Here is a 17,513-nt window from a genome sequence, read left to right as displayed (position 1 = left end):
CGCATTTAGTGGGCCGATCATCGAGGGGTGCTGCTCACCCTGACGACGACCCACGCACCGGCCACCGATCTCGGCTATCTCCTGGTCAAGCACCCCGGCAAGGTGCACTCGTTCGACGTGCCCACCGGTACGGCGTACGTGATGTACCCGGAGGCGACCGAGCAGCGGTGCACGGCGGCGCTGCTGCTCGACGTCGACCCGCAGCGGTTGCGCGCGCAGCGTGACTCGTTCGACCTGGGCCAGTACGTCAACGACCGCCCGTACGCGGCCTCCAGCCTGCTCGCCGCCGCGCTCGCCAAGGTCTTCCGCAGTGCCCTGCGTGGCGCCTCGAAGGACCGCCCCGAGCTGGCCGCCAGGCCCATCCCGCTGGAGGTCGGGGTCCCGGTGCTACGCGGCCCGGCCGAGCTGGCCACCCGCCTGTTCGAGCCGCTGGGCTGGCAGGTGACGGCCGAGCCGATCCCGTTCGAGCCGGAGGTCGGCGGCGACAGCCGCTACCTCGACCTGCGCCTGACCGGCACGGTTCGGCTCGCCGACGCGCTCAACCACCTGTACGTACTGCTGCCCGTCCTGGACGACGGCAAGCACTACTGGGTCGCGCCCGACGAGATCGAGAAGCTGCTGCGCTCGGGCGAGGGCTGGCTGGCCGGCCATCCCGAGAAGGTGCTGATCGCGCGCCGGTACCTGGCGCACAAGCGTGCCTACGCCGATTCGGCCCTCGAGCGCCTGGAGATCGACGAGGAGCCGGTCCGCGACGAGGAGTCCGAGCTGCCGGTCGCGCGCAAGGCGCCGCTCGCCGAGCAGCGTCGCGACGCGGTGCTGGCCGCTCTGCACGACGTCGAGGCGGCCCGGGTGCTCGACCTCGGCTGCGGCGGCGGCGCGCTGCTCACCGCCCTGGTCAAGGACCGCCGGTTCACCGAGATCGTCGGCTGCGACGTCTCGGCGAAGGCGCTCGAGATGGCCGCCCGTCGGCTACGGCTGGACCGCTTGCCCGACCGGCAGCGGGACCGCGTCAAGATCTGGCAGTCGGCGCTCACCTACCGCGATGACCGGCTGCGCGGCTACGACGCGGCCGTGCTCATGGAGGTGATCGAGCATGTCGACCCGCCGCGGCTGCCGGCCCTGGAGGCGAGCGTCTTCGGCCACGCGCGGCCGCGCGCGGTCGTGGTGACCACGCCGAACGCCGAATACAACATCCACTACGAGGGGCTGACCGGGATGCGCCACTCCGACCACCGCTTCGAGTGGACCCGCGCCGAGTTCCAGCGCTGGGCTTCCGCCACGGCCGAGCGCCATGGCTACGCGGTCGACTTCCGCCCGGTCGGCGAGGAGCACGCGGAGACCGGCGCGCCCACCCAGCTGGCGATCTTCACGAGGAAAGAGGAGGTGACGGCATGATCGACGTGCCGGAGCTCGCGCTCGTCGCGCTGGTCGGCATCTCCGGATCCGGCAAGTCGACCTTCGCACGGACGCACTTCAAGCCCACCCAGGTGCTGTCCTCGGACTACTTCCGCGGGCTGGTCGCGGACGACGAGAACGATCAGAGTGCCTCGGCCGATGCCTTCGACGTGCTGCACTACGTGGCCGGCAAGCGCCTGGCCGCCGGGCGGCTCACCGTCGTGGACGCCACCAACCTGCAGCCGCACGCCCGGGCCGGGCTGGTCAAGGTCGCCAAGGAGCACGACGTGCTGCCGGTCGCGATCGTCCTCGACGTGCCCGAGGCGCTGGCCTGGGAGCGCACCCAGGACCGGCCGGACCGCACCTTCGGCCGCCAGGTGCTCACCCGCATGCACCGCGACCTGCGGCGTTCGCTCGGCTCGCTGACCCGCGAGGGCTTCCGCAAGGTGCACGTGCTGCGTGGCCCGGAGGAGATCGCGACCGCCGAGATCCGCTACGAGAAGCTGTTCAACGACAAGCGCGAGCTGACCGGCCCGTTCGACATCGTCGGCGACGTACACGGCTGTCTGACCGAGCTGCTGGCGCTGCTCGGCAAGCTCGGGTACGAGGTGGTACGCGACGACGCCGGGCGCGCTGTCAACGCCGTACACCCCGAAGGTCGGACCTTGATCTTCGTGGGTGACCTGGTCGACCGCGGGCCCGACTCGCCGGGCGTGCTGCGCCTGGCCATGGGCATGGTCGCGGCCGGCACGGCGCTCTGCGTGCCGGGCAACCACGAGCAGAAGCTGGCCCGCAAGCTGAACGGGCGCAACGTGCAGCTCACCCACGGGCTGCCGGAGACGCTCGAGCAGCTGGCCCGCGAGCCGGAGTCGTTCGCCGTCGAGGCCAAGTCCTTCATCGAGGGCCTGGTCAGCCACTACGTGCTCGACGGCGGCAAGCTCGTGGTCGCGCACGCCGGGCTCAAGGAGGCCTACCAGGGGCGGGCGTCCGGGCGGGTGCGCAGCTTCGCGCTCTACGGCGAGACGACCGGCGAGACCGACGAGTACGGGCTGCCGGTCCGCTACCCGTGGGCGCGCGACTATCGGGGGTCGGCGGCGGTCGTCTACGGCCACACGCCGACCACCAAGCCGGAGTGGCTGAACAACACGATCTGCCTGGACACCGGCTGCGTCTTCGGCGGCGAGCTGACCGCGCTGCGCTGGCCCTCCCGCGAGATCGTCACCGTCCCGGCCGCTCGCGAGTACTACGCGCCCGTACGACCGCTTCTCTCTGATGTTTCGGACAGGCCGGATGATGGCCTGGATATCGCGGACGTGACGGGTCGTCGGCACATCGACTACGAGTACGGACGGGTCACCGTCCCCGCCGAGAACGCGGCCGCCGCACTGGAGGTGATGAGCCGATTCGCGCTGGACCCGGCGACGTTGGTCTGGCTGCCCCCGACCATGGCGCCGTGCTCCACCGCCACGGTCGACGGCTACCTCGAGCACCCGTCCACCGCCCTGGCCGACCTGCGCGCCGCCGGGGTGGCGAAGGTGGTGTGCGAGGAGAAGCACATGGGCTCGCGAGCCGTTCTCCGAGTTTCGCGTACGGGTCGGGGAGATGCGATCTGGACGCGTACCGGGCGGCCGTTCTTCGGCCCCTCGCTGGACGAGCCGCTGCTGGCTCGGGTGCGCGTGGCCGCCACCCCGCTGTTCGACGAGCTCGACACGGAGTGGCTGCTCCTCGACGCCGAGCTGCTGCCCTGGTCGGCGAAGGCGGGCGGGCTGATCCGCGAGCGCTACGCCGGGGTAGGCGCGGCCGGACGGCACGCGCTGCCGGCCGCGCTCGCGGTGCTCGACCAGGTCGCGGCCCGCGGGCTGGAGGTGGCCGCGCTCCGCGACCGGATCGAGCTGCGGTCCTCGGAGATCGACGGTTACTCGGCCGCCTATCGGGCCTACGTACGGCCGACCGACGGCCTGGCCGGGGTCACGCTCGCGCCGTTCGCGGTGCTGGCCGGCGCCGGCGTCTCGTACGCGGGGAAGGACCATGGCTGGCACCTCGCGCAGGCGGACCGCCTGGTCGCGGCCGATCCGGAGCTGTTCACGCCGACCCGGCGGTTGATCGTCGAGCTCGGCGACCCGGCGGCCGAGGCGGCCGCGACCGACTGGTGGCTCGCGCTGACCGCCGCGGGCGGCGAGGGCATGGTCGTCAAGCCGTACGAGGGTCTGGCCGTCACCGACGGCCGGGGCCGGCTCGTGCAGCCCGGGGTCAAGTGCCGCGGCCGGGAGTATCTGCGGATCATCTACGGTCCGGAGTACACCCGGCCGGACCAGCTGGCCGGCCTGCGGCAGCGCAACCTGGGCCGCAAGCGCAACCTGGCGTTGCGTGAGCACGGGCTGGGGCTCGCCGCGCTCGACCGGTTGGCCGAGGGCGCGCCGCTGTGGCGCGTGCACGAGCTGGTGTTCGCGATCCTCGCGACCGAGTCGGAGCCGGTCGACCCGCGGTTGTGAAAGGTTTTCCACAGGACTTGTACAGGCTGGGGCTACCCACCTGCCGGTACCCTGGCTCCTCGTGGACATCCGTGCGCTCAGCGAGCAGCTCGCCCTCAACCCATTGGACCCGAGTGACCTGATTCACACCTTTGGGCTCATCGGCGTGGTGGCGATCATGTTCGCCGAGACCGGCCTGCTGGCCGGCTTCTTCTTCCCCGGCGACTCGTTGCTGTTCCTGGCCGGGGTGGCGTCCTCGCCGGTGGCCGACTCGATCTTCGGGGCGAACACCCGGGTCTCGTTCGTCGGCCTCCTCATCCTCGCGCCGATCGCCGCGATCGTCGGCGCCCAGCTGGGCCACTGGCTGGGCGCCCGCTACGGCCGCCGGATGTTCGACAAGCCCGATTCCAAGCTCTTCAAGAAGGAGTACGTCGAGAAGGCGGAGTACTACTTCGAGAAGTTCGGCCCGGCCAAGGCCGTGGTGCTCGCCCGCTTCATCCCGATCGTGCGCACGTTCCTCAACCCGGTGGCCGGCACCCTGGGCATGCCCGCCCGCAAGTTCTTCGTGTGGAACGTGGTCGGCGCCATCCTGTGGGTCGACGGCATCCTGATCATCGGGCACGTGCTCGCGCAGCAGATCTACGACACCATCGGCGACAAGATCGACCACTACATCCTGCCGGTGGTCGCGCTGATCGTGCTGATCTCGGTGCTGCCGATCCTGATCGAGATCATCCGCGAGCGGAAGCACAAGAAGAACGCGGCCAACTCCGGCGAGCCGGAACCGTCTGCGGCGATCGGCGTGGTGGCCGCGGCGAGCATCGCGGGCATCGCCGAGGCGATCCACGACGACGACGAGGACGAGCAGCCGCGTACGCCGAGGTCGCACCGCCGGCACTGACCGCTCCCGGTACGCGAACATTTCACGCCGGCGGGGACTGACCCGCCGGCGTGTTGCGTCTGGACGTCAGACGGAGACCGCGGCCGAACCGGACAACCGGTCGAGAAATTCCTCGGGGCAGTCGCGCAGGTTCTCCAGCCGGCCCGCGGTGAGCGCGCGGTACGTCAGCTGGGCCGCCTCTTCCAGGTTGCGGGCCCGTTTGTGGGCCAGCTCCACCGAATCGCCCATCACCACGCAGCCATGGTGGCTGAGCACCAGGCAGTCCGTGCCGTCGGCGGCCATCGCCGCGGTCAGCGCCGCGATCTCGGGGCCGCCCGGCAGCCGGAACGGCACCGTGGAGACCCGCCGCAGGAAAAAGGCGTGATCGGTGGTGACGATCCGGATGTGCTCGCCGAGAGCGTCGAGCAGCAGGGCCGTCTGCGGGTGCAGGTGGACGACGGCGTTCACGTCGGGACGGGCCCGATACAACGCCAGGTGCAGGGCGAGCTCACTGGAGGGCACGACGCGCGGCGGTGGCAGGGCGCCGACCGTGGCCGGTTCGCCGTCGACGATCCGGACGGGGGCGAACGTGCCCCGGCTGAGTCGGTCGAGCCAGGCGCCGCCCGCGGTCACCCAGATCGCGTCCTCGTCCGGAATCCGGGCCGACAGGTTGCCGCCCGATCCGACCACCAGGCCGGACTGGACCACGTCGTAGCCCACGTGGGCGAGCTGGTCGCGCAGATCACCCGGAACGTAGTTCATCCGTGACTCCTCGGGTCCGGGGGTGGACTGGAGGGGCGGAGGACTTCAGCCTGGCGCCACGCCCCCATGACGGTGACGCCAGGCGTATCCGCTGTTCTCGAGCGGTCAGCGGGCCTTCTTGGTGGCCCGCTTGCGCGGCGGGGTCAGCAGGTCGGCGATGGTCGCGATCGCCGAGGGCACGAGGCGGTAGTACGCCCACACGCCACGCTTCTCCCGCTCCAGGAGGCCGGCCTCGGTGAGGATCCGCAGGTGATGGCTCACGGTCGGCTGCGAGAGGCCCAGTGGGGCCGTCAGGTCGCAGACGCACGCTTCGCCGTCCGGCGCGGACTGGATGAGGCTCAGCAGCCGCAGCCGGGCCGGATCGGCGAGTGCCTTGAGCACTCCCGCCAGCCGCTCGGCGTCGGCACGTTCAATAGGCTCGCCGGCTAGCGGCGAGATCTGAGGCATTGTCATTTCCGCCAACGCAGTTCCCACGATCTCCATCCTTCCACCAACTGCATCGATTCTCCTGCATGTACACAGGAACGAACCGGCTGACTTTCAGGCCAGAAGGCCGATATCGATCACCTTGTCGGTCGATCGAGGAGGGCCGACAACCCGAACTCCCGATCGACCTTTACCGCGGCACGACTTCGGTCTCTGCCTCCTGCAACGCCTCAGCCGCCGTCTGGTCGCTGCCCCTGCGTGTCGGGCTCTCGATCCCCGCCCCCAGGGTGAGGTGCCCCACATTGTCAATTCGTCGATCCGTTTCGGGTCGCTGATCCGTTTTTGGCAAGATCCGCACCAACCTCGCCGTTGTCATCCCGCCACGCTGCGCGATCTCTCGACCGGGACGGCCCGGCACGAGAACATCACGACCCGATGAAAGCACGGCGCCACGCTCCGCGACGGGCAATTCAGTGATGAATTTACCCAGGTCGTGGCGTGCTTCCATACATCGAGCGTACTGGCTGGAACGAAACACGCACCTTTCGCCCCGCGGGGGCGGAAGGCGACTATTGACACACGGCTTTGGGTGAATCTGAAAATAAACCTAACTATTACCGCAGTCCCTTTCGCCCGTTCCGGGAAGCATCGATGCAGCTCAAAGCTCCTATGTGCCCCGTCGCAGGTCGGCGAGCCGACAGATCACCCGACCGTGGCGCTGAGAGGGTGCTGTGAATCGCGCGAACGGACGTTTACCCATTCAGCGAAAAACACCCTCCGACCGGTGGGTAAGACCTGCCCGGACAGCCGATAGAGTGACGTCACCCACAGCGAAAGTTACCCGTTCGGGTGACCCACGGCGGTCGATACGAGACGCCCCGTGAGCAGTTACTCCGCCGGCCGGGCCCAAAAATCTTCGTCCGCGGCCGCTGCCGGGCGGGCCGGCTCGTCGGTCTGGTTCGGGGGTTCGCCCGCCCCGGTGTCGCCCGTCCGAGCGAACGACCGGTCGGCGCCCAACCCGGCGGGCCGTGCAAACGGCGAATCCTCGGCCGGCTCCGGCGCCTGCGCATTGTCCTGAGTCGAGCTCGAGTCGCTCTCCCTCGCCACCAAGCTGTCTTCCGGTGCCGCCGAGCCGCTCTCCACCGCCGCCAAGCTGTCTTCCGGCGCCGATTCACTCTCCCCGGCCGCTTCACCCTTCCCGGCCGATTCACTCTTCCCGGCCGCTTCACTCTTCCCGGCCGCCAAACCGCCTTCCGAGGCCGCCGAGCCGCTCTCCCCTGTCGTGGGGCCGCTCTCGCGATTCACCGTGCCGTCGGCTGATGGTGCCGCACCAGCAGCAGCCGCCGGAGGGCTCGCACTCTCCACCGAGCTACCCTCAGCCCCCGCTGGTTCTTCCACGGCCGCGCTGATTCCGCCGCTTGTCGCCACCAGGACGGTCGCCTGCTCCAGATTGGTCGCCGCCGCAGCGGCGGGCTGTTCCAAATTGGTCGCCACCGGATCGGCGGGCTGCTCCGGATTGGTCGCTGCCCGATCGGCGGGCCGCTCCGGATTGGTCGCGGGCGGTCGCGTCCAATCCGAGCCCGTTTCCGGTCCGGACGGAGCTACCGGGTAGCCGGGGCCGTAGGCGGGCGGGCCGTAACCTGCTGGCGCCGGCGGGACGGGCGGCCCGGAGTAGCCATACGCGGCCGGCGACGCCCACGGCCCGGCAACCGGCGGCGGACCATAGCCGGGAGCCTGCGGCGGATAGGGCCCGGAGCCAGGAGCCGGCGGATAGGGCCCGGAGCCAGGAGCCGGCGGATAGGGCCCGGAGCCAGGAGCGGGCGGGTAGGGCGCGGCTCCCGAAGCCTGCGAGTAAGGCTCTCCCCCGGGGGCGGGCGGCACCGAGACGGCAGGCGGAGCCGAGGCCGGGCCGTAGCCACCCACGGCAGGCGGTGCCGACGCCGGGCCGTAACCAGCCACGGTCGGCGGGGCGGGAACCGGGGCGGGGCCACCGAAGACGGGAGTCGGACCATAGCCGGGAGCCGGCGCGGGCTGTGGATAGCCGGAGACCGCGGGATAGCCGGGCGCCGCGCCGTATCCCGGGGCCGACGCGTTGGCGCTGCCGTATCGCGGGAGGGCGGTCGACGGCGCGCCCAGGGACACCGGGCGTCGGAAGAAGACCTTGGGCGCGGCCAGAATAAGGACCGCCACCAGCGCGTACGCGACGATCTGTGCCGCGGCGAGCGTGACGTTCAGGCCGAGCCAGCCGCTCGGGTAGGCCTGGGACAGTTGCTCGCCGACCGAGTGGGGCGAGGCGTCGCCGCTTCGCAGCACGGCCACCGTGATCAGGGCACCCGCGCCGGCGACCGCGCCCAGGCCGCAGCAGACCAGGGTGGTGATTCGCGCGGCGTTGCTGCCCCTGCGCAGGGCGATGCCGAGCATCACGTAGAGCGCGAACAGGAGTACCCCGAGCGCCAGCCCGACCGCCGCGCCCAGCCAGACGACGGCGACGTAGGTCTCCGGGTCGGTGCCGCCGTTGGACGAGCTCGTCGTCCCGTCGATGGCGGCCCGGAAGCGGTCGATCGTGCCCGGCACCACGGCGATCGTCGCGATTCCGTAGATCAGCCCGACCACGGCCATCACCCAGAGCAGGACGGCTGCGACCGACACGACCGGCGGGCGACCGGCGGGCGCGGCCGGTGCGGCGGTCGGCGTTATCGCCGGAGGCGGCATGGTTGGGTACGACATCGACGACTCCCCACGGTGTTCCGTTGCGCCCGAACCTACCCGCGCCGCCGCCTGATCGCGGCGGAACCCGCCCACCGACACAACCGTGCCCCGCCCTCCGAAGCGGGCGGGGCACAGGGCCGAGCAGGTCAGGTGGGGTCGGCGGGCGGCCGAGGCGGCTGCTCGTCGTCGGACGGCGCCTGGCCGGGAGACAGGTTGGTGGTCGGATCCGCGGAGCCGGGCGAAAGCCGAGTCGTCGGCTCGCTGGGCGGCGCCAGGTTGGTGGTGGGCTCGCTGGGCGGCGCCAGGTTCGTCGTCGGCTCGCTGGGCGGGACCTGCTCCGGCGCGAGGTTCGTCGTCGGCTCGGCCGAGCTCGGATACGGCGGCAGCTGACCCGGCGGCAGCTGACCCGGCGGCAGCTGCGTGGTGGGCGGCTCGGCCGCCGGCCCGGGATAGCTCGGTGGCCCGGACGCGGGCTGGCCGGGCTGGCCGGGCTGGCCGGGCTGGCCGGGCTGGCCGGAAACGGGATAGGCGGGCTGGCCAGAAACGGGTTGCCCCGGATAGGCCGGCAGCCCGGGCGCCGGCTGTCCCGGCTGCCCCTGCGGCCCATACGGATTGGGCTGCCCATACGCCGGATTTCCAGGCTGAGCGGGACCACCCGGCTGCGCGGGATAGCCAGGCTGCGCGGGATACCCAGGCTGAGCCGGATAGCCAGGCTGGGCCGAATGCCCGGGCTGAGCGGGATAGCCAGGCTGAGCCGGATAGCCAGGCTGCGCGGGATACCCGGGCTGAGCCGGGTAACCGGGCTGCCCCGGAGCCGGGTACCCCGGATAGCCCACCGCCCCCTCCCACCCCGGCGCCGGCTTGCGGAAGAACTCGTTCGACGCCGGCAGCGCCAGCAGGATGATCGCCGTCAGGATCGCGAGCAGCGTGAGCACGGTGATCGTCGTGGACACCGGCGAATACCAGGACGGCAGCGCGCCGTCCAGTCGCGCCTGGATCTCCGACTGGGTCGGCCCGGTGCGGCTGCCGGAGCTGCTCTCCAGCGAGCCGGTGAGCGCGCCGCTGCCGAGCCCCGCCCCGACGCAGCAGAGCGAGATGCCGCCGACCACCCAGGTCACGATCCGGGCCGGGTTCTTGCCCCGGCTGTCGAGCAGGCCGAGGATCACGAAGCCGACCGCGAACAGGACGTTGACCCCCGCACCGATCGAGTACCCGACCGCCAGCACGGTGCCGCCGTCATCCTTGAGCGACGTGTTGGCGTACAGGTCGTTGAGGGCGTCCCGGACCGCGTTCAGCGTGGCGAAGACGAGGATCGCATTGATCACCTCGAGGGCCGCCACCAGGTAGAGCAGGTAGGACGCGACCGCCACGACCGCGGGACGCGTCTTGGGGGCGGGCGCCGGGAATCCGGGCGCCGCATAGCTCGGAACGGTCACTGTTCCCCCTATCTTGATCCACTAACGGTATCGATGTTCCGCCACATTCGCGACCGCGCCGCGCGGGCAGCGTTTGGAGCAGTATCGAGCGACAATAGCCGAAATATCCGAAAAGGGGTCGCCTGGTCGAGGGGCGGCGCGCACGGGCCGAGAAGCCCTACACTGTCCCATCGTGGCGCACCCGGAGCAGCACAGTCCTCCGGCGCCCCGTGTCCGCAGGAGTCGCCCGCCCCGCCACCGCATAGCCGGGGCCGAGGCAGACCGCATCCGGGCACCCAACCCATTACGCAGGCCGCGTGACCACACCGCGGCCGCCTCAGACCTGTTAAGGACCGGTGAGTCCCATGCCGCACGCCGACACCCTGACCGTCGTTCACCATGACGACACCCGCACCAGGTTCAAAGACGTCCGATACCAACTGCACCGCGACGGCATCCGGATCTGGTCGGAGGAGGGTGAGCACCACGTCACCGACGTCCTGATGACGGAGGCCTACCGGCAGCGAGAGACGCAGCAGTAAAGAAGACGGCCCCGGGGGAAACCCCGGGGCCGTTTCGCGTCAGGCGCGAGAGACCATGAGCCCTTCCTTGTGGGCGCCGATGTCGACGATCACCGTGTCGCCGTCCCGGATCTCGCCGGCGAGCAGCGCCTTGGCCAGCGAGTCACCGATCGACGACTGCACGAGCCGGCGCAGTGGCCGGGCGCCGTAGATGGGGTCGTACCCGTGCTCGCCGAGCCAGTCGACCGCGGCCGGCGTGACCTCGAGCCGCAACCGCCGGTCGGCCAGCCGCGTACGCAATCTGCTGAGCTGGATGTCCACGATCGCGGTGAGGTCTTCCTTGGTCAGCGCGTGGAACACGACGATGTCGTCCAGCCGGTTCAGGAACTCGGGCTTGAAGTGCGCCCGCACCACGGCCAGCACCTCGTCCCGCCGCTCCTCGTCGCCCATGGTGAAGTCGGTCGACTGCGACCCCAGGTTCGAGGTGAGCACCAGGATCGCGTTGCGGAAGTCGACGGTCCGGCCCTGCCCGTCGGTGAGCCGCCCGTCGTCGAGCACCTGCAGAAGCACGTCGAAGACGTCCGGGTGGGCCTTCTCCACCTCGTCGAGCAGCACCACACTGTACGGCCGGCGCCGCACCGCCTCGGTGAGCTGCCCGCCCTCCTCGTAGCCGACGTAGCCGGGCGGGGCGCCGACCAGCCGGGCGACCGAGTGCTTCTCGCCGTACTCGCTCATGTCGATCCGGACCATCGCGCGCTCGTCGTCGAAGAGGAACCCGGCGAGCGCCTTGGCCAGCTCGGTCTTGCCGACGCCGGTCGGGCCGAGGAACAGGAAGCTGCCGGTCGGCCGGTCGGGGTCGGCGATGCCGGCCCGGGCTCGCCGGACCGCGCCGGCCACCGCGGCCACCGCCTCGCGCTGACCGATGACCTTGGCCTGGAGCGACTCCTCCATCCGCAGCAGCTTCGCGGTCTCGCCCTCCATCATCCGGCCCGCCGGGATACCGGTCCACGAGGAGATGACCTCGGCGATGTCGTCGGCGCCGACCTCCTCCTTGACCATCGGCGGCTCGGTCTTCTCCTCCTCGTCGACGGCCGCGGCGCTGGCGATCTCGTGCTCGAGCGCGGGGATCTCCTGATATTGGAGCCTCGACGCCTTTTCCCACTCGGCGTCGCGCTGCGCCCGCTCCAGCTCGGCGCGGGTCTCGTCGAGGCGCTTCTTGAGCTCGCCGACCCGGTTGAGGCCGCCACGCTCGCGCTCCCACCGGGCATTCAGCGCGGTCAGCTCCTCCTCCCGGTCGGCCAGGTCGCGCTCGAGGCGGGCCAGCCGGTCGCGGGAGGCCGGGTCGGTCTCCTTCTCCAGTGCCAGCTTCTCGACCCGCATCCGGTCGACCGTGCGCTGCAGCTGGTCGAGCTCGACCGGCCGGGAGTCGATCTCCATGCGGAGCCGGGAGGCGGCCTCGTCGATGAGGTCGATCGCCTTGTCGGGCAGGAACCGGTCGCTGATGTAGCGGTCGGCGAGGGCAGCCGCGGCGACCAGGGCGGCGTCGGTGATCTGCACCCGGTGGTGCGCCTCGTACCGGCCCTTGAGCCCGCGGAGGATGCCGATGGTGTCCTCGACGGTCGGCTCGCCGACCACGACCGGCTGGAAGCGCCGCTCCAGCGCCGGGTCCTTCTCGATGTGCTCGCGGTACTCGTCGAGCGTGGTGGCGCCGACCATCCGCAGCTCGCCGCGGGCCAGCATCGGCTTGAGCATGTTGCCGGCGTCCATCGAGCCCTCGCCCTTGCCGGCGCCGACGACCGTGTGCAGCTCGTCGAGGAAGGTGACGACCTGCCCGTCGGAGCCGCGGATCTCCTCGAGGACACTCTTGAGCCGCTCCTCGAACTGGCCGCGGTACTGCGCGCCGGCCACCATCGCGCCCAGGTCGAGCGAGACCAGCTTCTTGTCGCGCAGGGTCTCGGGCACGTCGCCGGCCACGATCCGCTGCGCCAGCCCCTCGACGATCGCGGTCTTGCCGACGCCGGGCTCGCCGATCAGCACCGGGTTGTTCTTGGTACGCCGGGAGAGCACCTGCACGACCCGGCGGATCTCGGCGTCGCGGCCGATCACCGGGTCGATCTTGCCCGCGCGGGCGAGAGCCGTCAGGTCGATGCTGTATTTCTCCAGCGCCTGGTAGGTCTGCTCGCCGTCGGCGGTGGTCACCCGGCGCTCGCCGCCGCGCACCTGGGGAAACGCCGCGACCAGCGACTCCTCGGTGGCGCCGACGCCCTTGAGCGCCCGGCCGACCGCGCCGCCGACCCGGGCGAGGCCGGCCAGCAGGTGCTCGGTGGACACGTACTCGTCGCCGAGCGGCTGGGCGATGAGCTCGGCCTCGCCGATCGCGTTCACGAACTCGCGGGACAGGCTCGGCTCGGCGGTGCTGGCGCCGCGGGCCGATGGGATTTGCTCGACGGCGCGCACCGCGGCCCGGCGCACGTCGGCCGGGTTGGCACCGACCGTGCGCAGCAGGGCCGGCGCGGTGGACCCGCCGGTGTCGAGCAGCGAGAGAAGCAGGTGCCACGGCTCCACCGTGGCGTGGCCCCGACGGCCCGCGTCGGCGACCGCGCCGGTGATGACGTCGCGGCTCTTGGTGGTCAAACGTTCGGCGTTCATCCGCTCCCCTGATCGGAAGACTTGAGCGACTTCCACTCAACTCTAAGAGCCTAGGTCCACCTCGACAACGTCACTGGTAGAACGACCGTGACGGTGGACACCAACGCTTCCGGCCGCCCCCCGGTCTCGCCGTACGGTTAAGAATCATGGCCGTAGCACCCCTGACCCGCCGGCTTCTCCCGCTCTCCCTCATCTTCATTGTGGTCGGCCTCGGCACGTCGTTCGTCGGGCCGTACCTCGCCCTCTTCCTCACCGAGGGTGTGCACGCCGGCCCGGTGCGCACCACCGCCTTCCTGATCGTCACGCCGATCGCCGGCGTCGCGGTGTCCTGGCTGATCGGCCGCGCCTCCGACCGCCGTCCGATCCGGCGCCAACTGATGATCGTCGCGGCGCTCGCCGGAGCCGTCGGCGCCCTGCTCACGGCCGTACTGCGCGACTACTGGGCGGTGCTTGCGGTCACCGTCACGCTCACCGCGGTTGCCGGGTCACTCTTTCCGCAGAGCTTCGCGTACGCGCGGCAGGTCCTCCACCGGAACGACCCGTCCCGGGCCGCGTTCGGGATCAGCGCGCTGCGCACCCTCTTCTCGGCCGCCTGGGTCGGCGGCCCGCCGCTGGCCGCCCTGATCCTCGCCGCACACGGCTTCGGCTGGACCTACGGCCTGGCCGCCGTCCTCTACCTGCTCGGCGCCCTCCTGATCGTGGGCACCCTGCCCAAGGCGGTGCCGCTACCGGCGCCTGGTCCCACGGACGGCGCGGAGAACCCGGGCCCGTCGGGGGCCACCACGACCCGCCCCGCCGGGCTCTTCCTGATCATCGGGAGCTTCGTGGCGGTCAGCACCGCGTCGACGCTCAACGTCCAGGCCATGCCGCTGTTCGTGCAGGACGACCTGGGCGGCTCGATCCGCCAGGCCGGCCTGATCCTGGGTATCTGCGCGGCGCTCGAGATCCCGATGATGCTGGCCCTGGGTTGGCTCGCCACCCGAGTCCCGGTGCGCCGGCTGATCTTCGTGGGCATCTTCTGCGCGGTCGCGTACCACGCGATCGCGGTGTCGGCGACGCACGTCTGGACGCTGGCCGCCGCGCAGGTGTTGCAGGCCATGGTCATTTCGACGGTCGGCGCGCTGGGCATCTCGTACGTGCAGGATCTGATGCCCGCCCACCCGGGCCGGGCCACCACCATGGTCACCAACACGTTTCCGCTCGGCCAGATCCTGGCCGCACCGCTCTTCGGCCTGGCCCAGCACTTCGACTTCCGCTTCGCGTACGCGTTCAACCTGGTGCTCTGCGCGGCCGGCCTGCTCCTGCTGATCACCAGCGGCCGGGTTCGCCCCGAGCAACGGATCGCCCCGCGGGAACCGGCGATTTCCGCCGCATAGGTCGGGCATATCTCGCATAGTCGAAGGAGGCCCGGGAAAGGACCAGTACGGTGGCAGGCGTGCGCGTTCGGGTGGAACAGACTCCGCTGCCGGGTATCGGCGTCCGGCACGACCTGGTGACCTCCAGCGGCCGTACGGTCGGGGTGGTCTCCCATCGCAACGGCCGCCGTGACCTGGTCCTCTACGACGTGGACGACCCGGACTCCAGCCTGGCGAGCATCCCGCTGACCGACGACGAGGCCGAGGCGCTCGCCGACGTGCTCGGCGCGTCGCTGATGCTCGGCCAGCTCGCCGGTCTGCGCCAGCAGGCGGCCGGCCTGCTCACCGAGCAGATCGCGCTGCCGGCCGGGTCGCCGTTCGTGGGCCGCCCCCTGGGCGCCACCCGGACGCGGACCCGGACCAGCGCGTCGATCGTGGCCGTGCTGCGCGACCGCGAGGTGATCGCCTCACCCGGGCCGTCCTTCGTCTTCGAGGCGAACGACGTGGTCGTCGCCGTCGGCACGCGCCAGGGCCTGGACGGCGTCACCGCCATCCTGGCCGGCGACACCGCCGACTGATTGCCGCGGCGAACCCCGGACAAAGGCCAAAAACGGTGCACAGTACGACGACGATCCTCCTCATCGAGGTCGGCGCGCTGCTCTTCGTGCTGGGCATGCTCGGTCGGCTGGGCCGCTCGATCGGCCTCTCCCCGATCCCGCTCTACCTGCTGGCCGGCCTCGCGTTCGGCCGCGGCGGGCTCATCCCGCTCTCGGCCAGCGAGGAGTTCATACAGGTCGGCGCCGAGATCGGGGTAATCCTGCTGCTGGTCATGCTGGGCCTGGAGTACTCGGCCGCCGAGTTGATCGGCAACCTGCGCGACGCGGCCCCGGCCGGAGTGTTCGACGCGCTGTTCAACGCCCTACCCGGGGCCGCCATCGCGTTCCTGATGGGCTGGAGCTGGCAGGCCGCGCTGGTGCTGGCCGGCATCACCTGGGTCTCCTCCTCGGGCGTCGTCGCCAAGATCCTCGGCGATCTCGGCCGGCTCGGTAACCGCGAGACGCCGGTGATCCTCTCCGTGCTGGTCATCGAGGACCTGGCGATGGCCTTCTACCTGCCGCTGGTCACCGCCATGCTGGCCGGCGCGGGCATGGCCGGCGGCGCCAAGACCCTCGCGGTCGCGGTGGTCACCGTGATCGCGGTGCTGGTGGTGGCGATCCGCTACGGCAACACGATCAGCAAGTTCATCTCGGTGCAGGACCCCGAGGCGCTGCTGCTCAGCGTGTTCGGCCTGACCCTGTTCGTGGCCGGGGTGGCCGCCGAGCTCAAGGTTTCCGCGGCGGTCGGCGCGTTCCTGGTCGGCATCGCGCTCTCCGGCCCGGTCGCCCACCACGCCACCGAGATGCTCTCGCCGCTGCGCGACCTGTTCGCCGCGGTCTTCTTCGTCTTCTTCGGCCTGTCCACCGACCCGGCCGACATCCCGCCGGTGCTGTTGCCGGCACTCGGCCTGGCCGTCCTGACCATGTCGACCAAGGTGCTGACCGGCTATCTCGCGGCCCGGCGGGCGGGCATCGCGCTGCCCGGGCGGCTGCGCGCCGGCCTCGCGCTGGTGCCGCGCGGCGAGTTCGCGGTGGTGATCGCGGGGCTCGCCGTGGTCTCCGGCGTCGAGCCCCGCCTCGCGCCGCTCGCGACCGCGTACGTGTTGATCACGGTTATCGCGGGTCCACAGCTGGCACGGCTGCCCGATTACCGGTGGTTCAAAAAGATTGTCCGCCGGAGGACGACCGTACGCCGTCCGCCGACGCAGCCCCTGCCCGCGGGTGACTGACGCCACGGGCGAGGCTGCTCAATGCTACTAAGTAGTATCCGATTGTGACCCTCTAACACTTCCGAAGTACCTTGCGGCACGCTAGCGTTCGGCTCCGGAAACTGTGTGTTATTCGGACTTTACGGCGGGGCGGCGGCGTGACAGTGCGTGAGTCGGCTTTCTACGGGTTTGCCAACCCGGTCGATCCTCGACCGGAGGAGCTACAGGCATGGGCTTATCACCCCGAGTCGGTGCCTCTCGACGCCATGCCCCCCGACTGGGATCTGTTGATCTCCGGTGACGTCCTGGCGCCCACTCTCTTCGAGCTGGCGATGGACAGGCAGTGCCCGGCGCGTCGCTTCGCCCAGCACTGCATGTACATCTACGCCGCCGACGGCGTCCGGCAGAACGCGTCCAACCAGCGCAAGCGCCGCCTCAAGAAATACATCGAGCGCGCCGAGGAGGTCGGCGACGAGCCGATGTCGATCTGGGCGCACAACTGCCGCGTGCTGATGAGCCGGCCCGAGGCCTTCGACTACTCCGAGTGGATCGAGGGCGGCCTGGTCCGCCACCCCCGGCGCCTGGCCATGTTCGGCCGCTCAACCGGCGGCGGCACGTTAGGGCGCTGATCAGCAGAGATCGAAAAGGCGGCCCCGGTGGGGCCGCCTTTTGCTTGCTGAGGGCTACTTGTCCGCGGCTCGGCGCGGGCGCCAGACCACGAGGGCGGTTGACGGGCGCTCCTGGCGGACCAGGTCACCGCCCGCGTACGGGCTCTCCAACTGGGCGATCCGGGCGTACGCCTGCTCGAGCTGCACCTGCATCTCGTGCAACTGCTGTTGCAGGTCACCGACCATCTGCTCGAGGCCGATGATCCGTTTGATCCCGGCCAGGTTGACGCCGTCCTCCTGGCTCAGCCGCTGCACCTCACGCAGCAGCGCGACGTCCCGCTCGCTGTACCGCCGGCCGCCGCCGCCCGCCCGGCCGGCCTGCACCAGCCCGAGCCGGTCGTACTGGCGAAGGGTCTGGGGATGCATCCCGGCCATCCGCGCGGCCACCGAGATGATCAAGACCTTCGCGTCGGAGGCCTGCTCCACCGAGATGTGGATCTCTTCATACATGTGCCACC

Annotated in this window: 15 protein-coding genes; 8 read left to right on the top strand and 7 right to left on the bottom strand. The window is 70.8% G+C overall.

The window, feature by feature from the left end; all coding sequences use genetic code 11:
* Positions 1–27 precede the first annotated feature (27 nt).
* From ODJ79_RS31475 to ODJ79_RS31465, 3 genes are all read left to right on the top strand, one after another.
* The gene (locus tag ODJ79_RS31475) at positions 28–1,395 is read left to right on the top strand and encodes a 3' terminal RNA ribose 2'-O-methyltransferase Hen1 (protein ID WP_263027254.1); all 1,368 of its coding nucleotides are present in this window, start codon (positions 28–30) and stop codon (positions 1,393–1,395) included.
* Positions 1,392–3,887 carry a polynucleotide kinase-phosphatase gene (locus ODJ79_RS31470; RefSeq protein ID WP_263027253.1) on the top strand — a complete coding sequence of 832 codons (2,496 nt, stop codon included), beginning with the start codon at positions 1,392–1,394 and terminating at the stop codon, positions 3,885–3,887. The genes ODJ79_RS31475 and ODJ79_RS31470 overlap by 4 nt, the downstream gene beginning before the upstream one ends.
* A gap of 61 nt (positions 3,888–3,948) precedes the next feature.
* Entirely contained in the window at positions 3,949–4,767 is an 819-nt protein-coding gene (locus ODJ79_RS31465) for a DedA family protein (RefSeq protein WP_263027252.1), read from the top strand.
* Between the two features lie 66 nt (positions 4,768–4,833).
* Here ODJ79_RS31465 and ODJ79_RS31460 read toward each other — a convergent pair whose 3' ends face one another.
* The 5 genes from ODJ79_RS31460 to ODJ79_RS31440 form a co-directional block, all read right to left on the bottom strand.
* Complete coding sequence (locus ODJ79_RS31460; protein WP_263027251.1) at positions 4,834–5,508, bottom strand: class II aldolase/adducin family protein; 675 nt, start codon at positions 5,506–5,508, stop codon at positions 4,834–4,836.
* A gap of 105 nt (positions 5,509–5,613) precedes the next feature.
* Positions 5,614–5,991, bottom strand: a complete 378-nt coding sequence (locus tag ODJ79_RS31455; RefSeq protein WP_263027250.1) for an ArsR/SmtB family transcription factor — start codon at positions 5,989–5,991, stop codon at positions 5,614–5,616.
* Positions 5,992–6,124: 133 nt separating this feature from the next.
* A complete protein-coding gene (locus tag ODJ79_RS31450) occupies positions 6,125–6,442 on the bottom strand; it encodes a hypothetical protein (RefSeq protein WP_263027249.1) in 318 nt (105 codons plus the stop codon).
* A gap of 380 nt (positions 6,443–6,822) precedes the next feature.
* Positions 6,823–8,661, bottom strand: coding sequence for a hypothetical protein (locus tag ODJ79_RS31445; protein ID WP_263027248.1), 1,839 nt, complete (start codon positions 8,659–8,661; stop codon positions 6,823–6,825).
* Between the two features lie 128 nt (positions 8,662–8,789).
* Positions 8,790–10,079: a hypothetical protein gene (locus ODJ79_RS31440; RefSeq protein WP_263027247.1), complete on the bottom strand. Its 1,290-nt coding sequence runs from the start codon at positions 10,077–10,079 to the stop codon at positions 8,790–8,792.
* Positions 10,080–10,423: 344 nt separating this feature from the next.
* Between ODJ79_RS31440 and ODJ79_RS31435 the strand changes: the two genes are divergently transcribed.
* Entirely contained in the window at positions 10,424–10,600 is a 177-nt protein-coding gene (locus ODJ79_RS31435) for a hypothetical protein (RefSeq protein WP_263027246.1), read from the top strand.
* 39 nt (positions 10,601–10,639) lie between these two features.
* Here the strand turns inward: ODJ79_RS31435 and clpB are convergent, their stop codons facing one another.
* On the bottom strand, positions 10,640–13,228 hold the full coding sequence (clpB, locus tag ODJ79_RS31430) for an ATP-dependent chaperone ClpB (RefSeq protein WP_263027245.1): 2,589 nt from the start codon (positions 13,226–13,228) through the stop codon (positions 10,640–10,642).
* A gap of 146 nt (positions 13,229–13,374) precedes the next feature.
* Here clpB and ODJ79_RS31425 point away from each other — a divergent pair, with 146 nt between their 5' ends.
* The 4 genes from ODJ79_RS31425 to ODJ79_RS31410 all read left to right on the top strand — a co-directional run bounded on the left by ODJ79_RS31425 (position 13,375) and on the right by ODJ79_RS31410 (position 17,016).
* Positions 13,375–14,604 (top strand): sugar efflux transporter, encoded by a 1,230-nt coding sequence (locus ODJ79_RS31425; RefSeq protein WP_263027244.1) that lies wholly within the window; start codon positions 13,375–13,377, stop codon positions 14,602–14,604.
* 59 nt (positions 14,605–14,663) lie between these two features.
* A complete protein-coding gene (locus ODJ79_RS31420; protein WP_263027243.1) occupies positions 14,664–15,161 on the top strand; it encodes a cation:proton antiporter regulatory subunit in 498 nt (165 codons plus the stop codon).
* Positions 15,162–15,196: 35 nt separating this feature from the next.
* The gene (locus ODJ79_RS31415) at positions 15,197–16,408 is read left to right on the top strand and encodes a cation:proton antiporter (protein WP_263027242.1); all 1,212 of its coding nucleotides are present in this window, start codon (positions 15,197–15,199) and stop codon (positions 16,406–16,408) included.
* A gap of 137 nt (positions 16,409–16,545) precedes the next feature.
* The gene (locus tag ODJ79_RS31410; protein ID WP_263027241.1) at positions 16,546–17,016 is read left to right on the top strand and encodes a hypothetical protein; all 471 of its coding nucleotides are present in this window, start codon (positions 16,546–16,548) and stop codon (positions 17,014–17,016) included.
* A 54-nt stretch (positions 17,017–17,070) separates the two neighbouring features.
* On the opposite strand, the gene ODJ79_RS31405 is transcribed toward ODJ79_RS31410, so the two are convergent.
* Positions 17,071–17,505 (bottom strand): heat shock protein transcriptional repressor HspR, encoded by a 435-nt coding sequence (locus ODJ79_RS31405; protein WP_263027240.1) that lies wholly within the window; start codon positions 17,503–17,505, stop codon positions 17,071–17,073.
* Positions 17,506–17,513: the final 8 nt, after the last annotated feature.

The organism is Actinoplanes sp. KI2 (assembly GCF_025630775.1).
Lineage (GTDB): Bacteria > Actinomycetota > Actinomycetes > Mycobacteriales > Micromonosporaceae > Actinoplanes.
Note: the sequence above shows the minus strand (reverse complement) of the source record. Positions and strands in the feature narration are given on the sequence as shown.

What these genes read in the sequence shown, in the direction of transcription:
- ODJ79_RS31470 (WP_263027253.1), top strand. Translation starts at nt 1,392, where the DNA reads ATGATCGACGTGCCGGAGCTCGCGCTCGTCGCGCTGGTCGGCATCTCC.
- ODJ79_RS31460 (WP_263027251.1), bottom strand. Translation starts at nt 5,508, where the DNA reads ATGAACTACGTTCCGGGTGATCTGCGCGACCAGCTCGCCCACGTGGGC.
- ODJ79_RS31455 (WP_263027250.1), bottom strand. Translation starts at nt 5,991, where the DNA reads ATGGAGATCGTGGGAACTGCGTTGGCGGAAATGACAATGCCTCAGATC.
- ODJ79_RS31450 (WP_263027249.1), bottom strand. Translation starts at nt 6,442, where the DNA reads ATGGAAGCACGCCACGACCTGGGTAAATTCATCACTGAATTGCCCGTC.
- ODJ79_RS31445 (WP_263027248.1), bottom strand. Translation starts at nt 8,661, where the DNA reads ATGTCGTACCCAACCATGCCGCCTCCGGCGATAACGCCGACCGCCGCA.
- ODJ79_RS31435 (WP_263027246.1), top strand. Translation starts at nt 10,424, where the DNA reads ATGCCGCACGCCGACACCCTGACCGTCGTTCACCATGACGACACCCGC.
- clpB (WP_263027245.1), bottom strand. Translation starts at nt 13,228, where the DNA reads ATGAACGCCGAACGTTTGACCACCAAGAGCCGCGACGTCATCACCGGC.
- ODJ79_RS31425 (WP_263027244.1), top strand. Translation starts at nt 13,375, where the DNA reads ATGGCCGTAGCACCCCTGACCCGCCGGCTTCTCCCGCTCTCCCTCATC.
- ODJ79_RS31405 (WP_263027240.1), bottom strand. Translation starts at nt 17,505, where the DNA reads ATGTATGAAGAGATCCACATCTCGGTGGAGCAGGCCTCCGACGCGAAG.